Raw genomic sequence first — 6,689 nt, forward strand, 5'->3', positions numbered from 1 at the left:
CACGGTCAGGAACGCCCCGGCGTCCGGGGCCGGATCGACGGCCGCATGCTCGTGGGCGGCGCCGTCCGCATCACCGTTGCCGTCCGTGTTCTCTGCTGAACGGGCACGCTCGTCGCGGACCTTCGAGAGGCGTTTCCTGATGCGGCCGCCGTTGTCGCTGGCCGTCTCCGCGTCGCCCGTGCTGCCGCGTACGCCGTCCCCGGTGACCGATACGCGGGTGGGAGCGCCGGGCGCGTGGCGTACGACGTTGGCGAGCGCTTCCTGCACGATGCGGTAGGCGGAGAGCTGTACGGCCTGCGGCAGTCCGGCGGTCCCGGGTGCGACCGACAGCTCGGTGGGCACTCCCGCGCGTACGGTCGCCTCCACCAGCTGACCGAGCCGGTCCAGGCCGGGCTGCGGCGCGCGTTCACCGTGGTTCTCCTCGCTGCGCAGCACGCCGAGCAGGCGGCGCATCTCGGACAGCGACTCGCGAGCCGTGGCGGCTATGGAGCCGAACTCCTCCTGCGCCTCGGGCGGCAGCCCGCTCAGCCGGTACGGCGCGCTGTCCGCCTGGACGGTGATGACGGACATGTGGTGGGCGACGACGTCGTGCAGCTCTCGGGCGATGCGCGTGCGCTCTTCGAGCAGAGTGCGCCGGGAGCGCTCGGCCTCGCTGATCGTCTCCTGCTCCGCCAGACGCCGCTGCGCGTCGGCCCGCTCGCGCACCGTTCCGCCCAGCAGCAGAACGATGCCGCTGAGCACGATCAGCAGCACGTTCGTACCGTCGCTGCGGTCCTGCGCGAGGAAGCCGAGCGTCAGCGAGAGCACGACGGTGACCGCCCATACGGCGATGAGCGTGCGGCGGCTCTCCCGTACCGCCAGGGCCAGACAGAGCGCCAGATAGCCGAGGATCACCATCGCCGTCCACGGCCAGGAGAGCTCGCCGGGCGGCGTGAACAGGACGAGCAGCGCGCCGACGGTGTCCGCCGTGATCACGATCCACCACGCCTGAAGCGGCCGGGTCACCGCCAGGAGCAGCGGTCCGGCCTGGGCGAAGCCCAAGGAAGTGGCCACGGCACCCGGCAGACCGTAGTCCTGGCTGAGCACGTTGGACGTGGTCGGGATCAGCACGGCGACGAGGGCGAGCATGAGCGCGTACGCCAGCCGTCGCCCCCGCAGCCCGGAGACCTGCGTGGGCGGCGGCCCCTCGAAGCCGGACGGCGTGGTCAGGGCGGCGCCCATCGAGCGCAGCCCTCGCAGCGCCGTCTGCATGGGCCCGGTCTGCGGCTGGCCCTGCCCGTGCGACGGCTCGGCGGGCGGGGGGACCGGGGGAGAGGTGGGCATCGCGCGCTCAGAGTATGGGGCTCTCGCGGGGCTTCACGTCATACGCGGGTACCGGATGCACCCCCTACGGCAGTAGGGCCCGCGCTCGGTGCGTACGGCTGTCCCGGCAGGTGGAGCCCGGGCAGGTCAGAGCTCGGCCAGCAGGTCGGTCTTCTTCTTCGTGAATTCGTCGTCCGTCAGGAGGCCCGCCTCGTGCAGCTCTCCGAGGTGCCGGATGCGTTCCGCGATGTCGGCCGGGTCGGAGCGGCCGGGGTGCGCGGTGCGCGAAGGCCGGATCCCCTGCGGGGAGGACGGACCCTCCAGGGACGCCTCCGGCCCCGCCGCCCGTACGGCTTCCAGGACGGAAGCGGCGAACGGGAGCGACTCGTGCACCAGCCCGTAGCCGATGCCGAAGACCACCGACGCCGGGTCCTTGTCGGGCTCCCCCTCCTCGGGTGCCTTGCCGCCGCGCGGCAGCAGACGCAGGTGGCCTCCGGTGACCTCGGGCGAACGCCACTCGACGTCCTCCAGCTCGGTCACCTGGAAACTCTGGTCGCCCGCCTTCCACTTCGTGGACGAGGCTCCCGTCCAGAACCAGCGGAAGAAGACAGTCTTGCCGTCGAACGAGGCCTTGCCGTCGTAGGCCTTGAAGCTGTGCGGTGGTGCCGGAGCGGCCACGAGGTGGTGCTCGGCGGGCTTGTCCGCGTCCGCGCCCAGAACGGCGCGCAGCTCCGTGGCGTAGTAGTCGGCCAGCGTCTCGCGCTCGGCCGGCAGCACCAGGCGATACGGGTCGCAGCCGTCCTTCAGCTGCCCCGCTGCGGCCTCGAGCAGCGGATCGGCGCCCAGGCGCGGCTCGGCGCGCAACACCACGGTGCCGCGCTTGCCACCCGGCGCGAGTTCGACAGCGCTCAGCGCCTCGTACGGGACGCGCCGCTCCCCGAGCACGTGGAACAGCTTCGGCGTGCGGATCCCCCGTTCGAAGCGGATGAGCACGGAGTCCGTGTCGAACTCCCAGGTGGAGTGAATTCCAGCCAGTACGTCACCCATGCGGCCCATCGTATGCGCGACCTGCCCGCACGTCCCCCTCCTCAGCGCTACGCGCGTAATTACTTACCGCCCCCAGGCCGGCACGGAGAGCCGCAGCGCTGTTCGGGAGCGGCCGTACGCGCACGGCGGCGTCATCGGCGTGAGAGCCGAGGTACGGGAGTGAACTGCGGAATTCGCTAGACGCTGCGGTTCGAGGAGCCGAGGCACCCCGGGTCGCTGGAGGCGCAGTCGACCGCGGAGTAGGAACCGGTGGCGATGTCGGCGAAGTTGTCCAGGCTGCCGGTGCCCGGCACGTAGTAACCGGTGTGCCCGATCGCGCCGTCCGCGGAGAGCCTGCGCGCTCCGAAGGCTGACGAGAGGGGGTCCGCACCGTGGCCGAGCCCGCCGACCTCCATGTGCGGTACGTCCGCGATCCAGTCGTCGCGGTCGCGTACCGCCCAGATACGGGCCTTGGTGCCGAGGTCCGCCGCGGCGTCCACGCGCATACCCGGGCTTCCGGAGACCGCGATGTCGCCGACACGTCCGGGCAGCTCGTCCGCGGCGTCTCCGCACACGACGGAGCCGTAGCTGTGGCAGAACAGCGAGATGCGCGAGTTCCGCAGCCCGTGGACGAAGTCGGTGAGCCGCTCCGCTCCGTCCTCGGCGAGGTGTCCTGAGGCGGCCTCGACCCCGAGGCCGGTCGGCGCGGTGTAGTCGGCCCAGGCGACGGTGGCCGTCGGGACGCCAGGTGCCGCGGACCGCTGCCGATCCTGGAGCGCGCGCGCCATTCCGGCGGGCGCCGAGTACGGGCGGTCGGACCTCTCGAACGTCACCAGGTCGGTGTCGACGCCGGGCACGACGACCGAGACCCGTCGTGCCTCGTCGAGATCGCCGAAGACCTCGGCGGCGCGGCCGCGCCCCGTCGGATCGAAGGCGAGGATCTGCCGCCCCGGTTTGAGCATCGACTCGAAGCGGTGCATGCGGCGGCTCGCCGAATGGCGTCCTTCGTCGGTGAGCCGCTCGTCGGTCACGCGCTTGCGCTCCACGTCGCGGGCTTCGAGGAGCGCCTTGTGGTTGGCGCGGTAGCGCAGCTCCGCCGGAGCGCCGCCCAGATTTCCGACCACCAGGGGATAGCGGTCGGCGAGCCGTTGCTGCTGGCCGGCGCTGAGCGAGCGGAGGAAGCGGGCGACGGTGCCGGGCTTCTCGTCCGGCCCGGGCAGCTGACGACCTGCGATGGAGCCCTTCTCCCAGGCGAGCAGCCCCGCGGCGTAGGGGCCGGGGGCGCTGTCCTCCCGGATCGCGGTCCAGCCGGTCGTCGCGAGGAGGACCAGTACCACCGCGAGCGTCAGCACCGCGCGCCAGAAGTTGGCGCCCGGGGTACCCGGGGCGGGGAAGCCGGATCCGGACAGGGGGTGGCTGAGGGCGGAGAAGGAAGTCACTGGGCAGCCACCCTAGGAGACGCGGCCGAGTACTCGTGCGCGCCGTGACCCATCTCACGTTTCACCATGCCTGATTGGGTCAGTTCGGGCGTACGTGCGGCCGTCGTCGCATTGAGGGGGCGTTCGGGCAGCGCGCCGGGAAAGTCACCCCGCCCGTGGGTCAGTTGGAGGAGGGCGTCCCGGGGGGACGGGCCGTGAGGGCAGCGGCGCTCACCACGTGGCTCGGGCTCGTGCCGCCGGTGCTCCAGTCCTGGCTGAGGGCCGGGCCGAGTTGGGCCACGTAGGACTCGACGGCCTGGCGGGCGGCGCTCACGCTGATGTCCTCTCCGCCGCTCCAGGAGCGGATGGCCGCGCGCATCACTCCGGAGAAGGCGGCGACAAGCACTCTGGGCCTCGGGTCGTCGTCCAGGTCCAGGCCCTCACGGCGGGCGACCTCGGCGGCCAGCTGCTCCTCCATCTCCATGGAGTGCCGCAGGTGGACGGCGATGAGGGAGGGGGTCGTCTCGATGATCTGCCACATCCGCATGTACAGCTGGATGGGGGCGATCTCCTCGATGGCCTCGCCGATGCTTCCCCATGTCTCGACCAGGGTGCTGCGCAGCACCTCCACGGGCGAGCCCCCGGGCGGGCGTTGGCGTACGGCTTCCAGGAACCGCTCGGACACGAGCCTCTGGAGCGAGAACGCCACCTCCTCCTTGCTGGAGAAGTAGCGGAAGAAGGTGCGCTGGGAGACGTCCACCGCGGCGACGATCTCGTCCACCGTCGTCGTCTCGTAGCCCTGTTCTACGAAGAGTTCGTGGGCGGCGCGGACGAGGGCGTCCCGCGTGCGCTGCTTCTTGCGCTCACGCAGTCCGGTCACTTCGGCCACCTCCCGGTCGGTCTGTCGCTCACCTGGATGTGAGCAGCCTGACATCTACCGACGAATAATTCGGTTTGTCAATTGTCAGCGACTGTCACTAGCCTCGCGTCATGAGTTCCCAGACCAGCCTCGCCAAGGACCAGGAAGAACCGCCGGGTTCGCGCGACTCGGGCATATCGGGCCCCCGCACCGGCGTCCGCGGCCACCCCTGGCTGACCCTCGTGACGGTGGCCATCGGCATCACCATGGTCGCCCTGGACGGCACGATCGTCGCCATCGCCAACCCTGCCATCCAGAAGGACCTGGGCGCGTCACTCGCCGATGTCCAATGGATCACCAACGGATATCTGCTCGCCCTCGCCGTCGCCTTGATCACGGCCGGCAAACTCGGCGACCGCTTCGGTCACCGTCAGACGTTCCTCCTGGGCGTCGTCGGCTTCGCCGCAGCCTCCGGTGTCATCGGACTGGGCGGCAGCGTCTCCCTCGTCGTCACCTTCCGCGTGCTGCAGGGCCTCTTCGGCGCACTGCTGATGCCCGCGGCTCTCGGCCTGCTGCGGGCCTCATTCCCGGCGGAGAAGCTGAACGCGGCCATCGGCATCTGGGGAGCCGTGATCGGCGCCTCGACCGCCGCGGGTCCCATCGTCGGCGGTCTGCTGGTCGAGCACGTCAGCTGGGAATCGGTCTTCTTCATCAACATCCCGGTCGCTCTCGTCGCGCTGCTGATGGGTCTGGTGATCCTCCGCGACCACCGCGCCGAGAACGCACCGCGCTCCTTCGACGTCCCGGGCATCCTGCTGCTGTCGACCGCGATGTTCTGCCTGATCTGGGCGCTCATCAAGGCACCGACGTGGGGCTGGTCCGACACGGCGACCCTGGGCTTCCTCGGGGGCGCGCTGGTCACCTTCCTCGTCTTCGGCTTCTGGGAGTCCAAGGCCCACGAGCCGCTGCTCCCGCTGAGCATGTTCCGCTCGGTCCCGCTGACCGCCGGCACCGTCCTGATGGTGCTGATGGCCTTCGGCTTCATGGGCGGCATCTTCTTCGTCACCTTCTATCTGCAGAACGTGCACGGCATGTCGCCCGTGGACAGCGGCATCCATCTGCTGCCTCTCACGGCGATGATGATCGTCTCCTCGCCGCTGGCGGGCGCTTTGATCTCCAAGATCGGCCCGCGCGTCCCGCTGGTCGGCGCCATGGTCATCGCGGCGGTCGCGATGTTCGGGCTCTCCACCCTGGACGCCGACAGCGGCGGCGCCGCCACGTCGCTCTGGTTCTCGCTGCTGGGCCTCGGCCTCGCGCCGGTGATGGTCGGCGCCACCGAGGTCATCGTCGGCAACGCGCCCATGGAGCACGCCGGTGTCGCCGGCGGGCTGCAGCAGGCCGCGATGCAGGTCGGCGGCAGCCTCGGCACGGCCGTGCTCGGCGTCGTCATGGCCTCCCGTGTGGACACCGTCCTGCCGGAGAAGTGGGCGGAGGCCAAGCTGCCGCCGCTCAAGCCGGGCCAGGAGGACCAGTTGAAGAGCGCCGCCGAGGTCGGAGTGGCTCCGCCCGCGCCCAGGGGAACTCCGGAGCAGATCGCCGATGCGGTCAAGGGCGTCCTGCACGACTCCTTCATCTCCGGCATGGGCCTCGCCTTCACATGCGCCGGCATCGTCGCGGTCCTCGCCGCGGGAGTCGCCTTCTTCACCAAGCGCGGTGCGAACGACGCGGGCCCGTCCGTGCACGTGTGACCTTGCCGCGGCAGCCTCGGGAACGAGCGCCGCGATCGAGAACCGGGGCGGAACGGCCCAGCCGTTCCGCCCCGTCGTCGTCTCCGGCCGCCCCCGCCGCGTGGGACGACGTGGCGTCCGGCTTGAGCGTGCCCGTGGCCTGTGGACAACTTCGCCACCTGTCCTGGTGAAACGGACGGGAATCCATTGGCGGGGCCGATGTTCCCGAGCATCCTGATCACGGCGCCGGGCAGATCGAGTCCGGCCGTGAGCGGGGGAGTTGATCAGCATGCACGGGACGGGCAGGCGTGTGTCCGCGGGGAGCCGTCGAGGAGTGGCCCGGAGGGTGACCGCGTT

The 6,689-nt window shown here is 70.9% G+C and carries 5 protein-coding genes; 1 reads left to right on the forward strand and 4 read right to left on the reverse strand.

Annotated features, from left to right (window positions below; genetic code table 11):
• From H5J26_RS26890 to H5J26_RS26905, 4 genes are all read right to left on the reverse strand, one after another.
• On the reverse strand, positions 1 to 1,323 hold a 1,323-nt coding region (locus H5J26_RS26890), incomplete at its 3' end, for a sensor histidine kinase (RefSeq protein ID WP_181768565.1).
• A 126-nt stretch (positions 1,324 to 1,449) separates the two neighbouring features.
• The gene (locus H5J26_RS26895) at positions 1,450 to 2,349 is read right to left on the reverse strand and encodes a DUF4429 domain-containing protein (RefSeq protein ID WP_181768566.1); all 900 of its coding nucleotides are present in this window, start codon (positions 2,347 to 2,349) and stop codon (positions 1,450 to 1,452) included.
• A gap of 176 nt (positions 2,350 to 2,525) precedes the next feature.
• On the reverse strand, positions 2,526 to 3,767 hold the full coding sequence (locus H5J26_RS26900; RefSeq protein WP_419183858.1) for an alpha/beta hydrolase: 1,242 nt from the start codon (positions 3,765 to 3,767) through the stop codon (positions 2,526 to 2,528).
• 160 nt (positions 3,768 to 3,927) lie between these two features.
• Positions 3,928 to 4,626 carry a TetR/AcrR family transcriptional regulator gene (locus tag H5J26_RS26905; RefSeq protein WP_309238082.1) on the reverse strand — a complete coding sequence of 233 codons (699 nt, stop codon included), beginning with the start codon at positions 4,624 to 4,626 and terminating at the stop codon, positions 3,928 to 3,930.
• Positions 4,627 to 4,736: 110 nt separating this feature from the next.
• Between H5J26_RS26905 and H5J26_RS26910 the strand changes: the two genes are divergently transcribed.
• Entirely contained in the window at positions 4,737 to 6,353 is a 1,617-nt protein-coding gene (locus H5J26_RS26910) for an MFS transporter (RefSeq protein ID WP_181768568.1), read from the forward strand.
• Positions 6,354 to 6,689: the final 336 nt, after the last annotated feature.

It is taken from the genome of Streptomyces albidus (ex Kaewkla and Franco 2022) (assembly GCF_013870515.1).
GTDB classification, from domain to species: domain Bacteria; phylum Actinomycetota; class Actinomycetes; order Streptomycetales; family Streptomycetaceae; genus Streptomyces; species Streptomyces albidus.

Coding starts and splice junctions, on each gene's coding strand:
- H5J26_RS26910 (WP_181768568.1), top strand. CDS start 4,737: ATGAGTTCCCAGACCAGCCTCGCCAAGGACCAGGAAGAACCGCCGGGT.
- H5J26_RS26895 (WP_181768566.1), bottom strand. CDS start 2,349: ATGGGTGACGTACTGGCTGGAATTCACTCCACCTGGGAGTTCGACACG.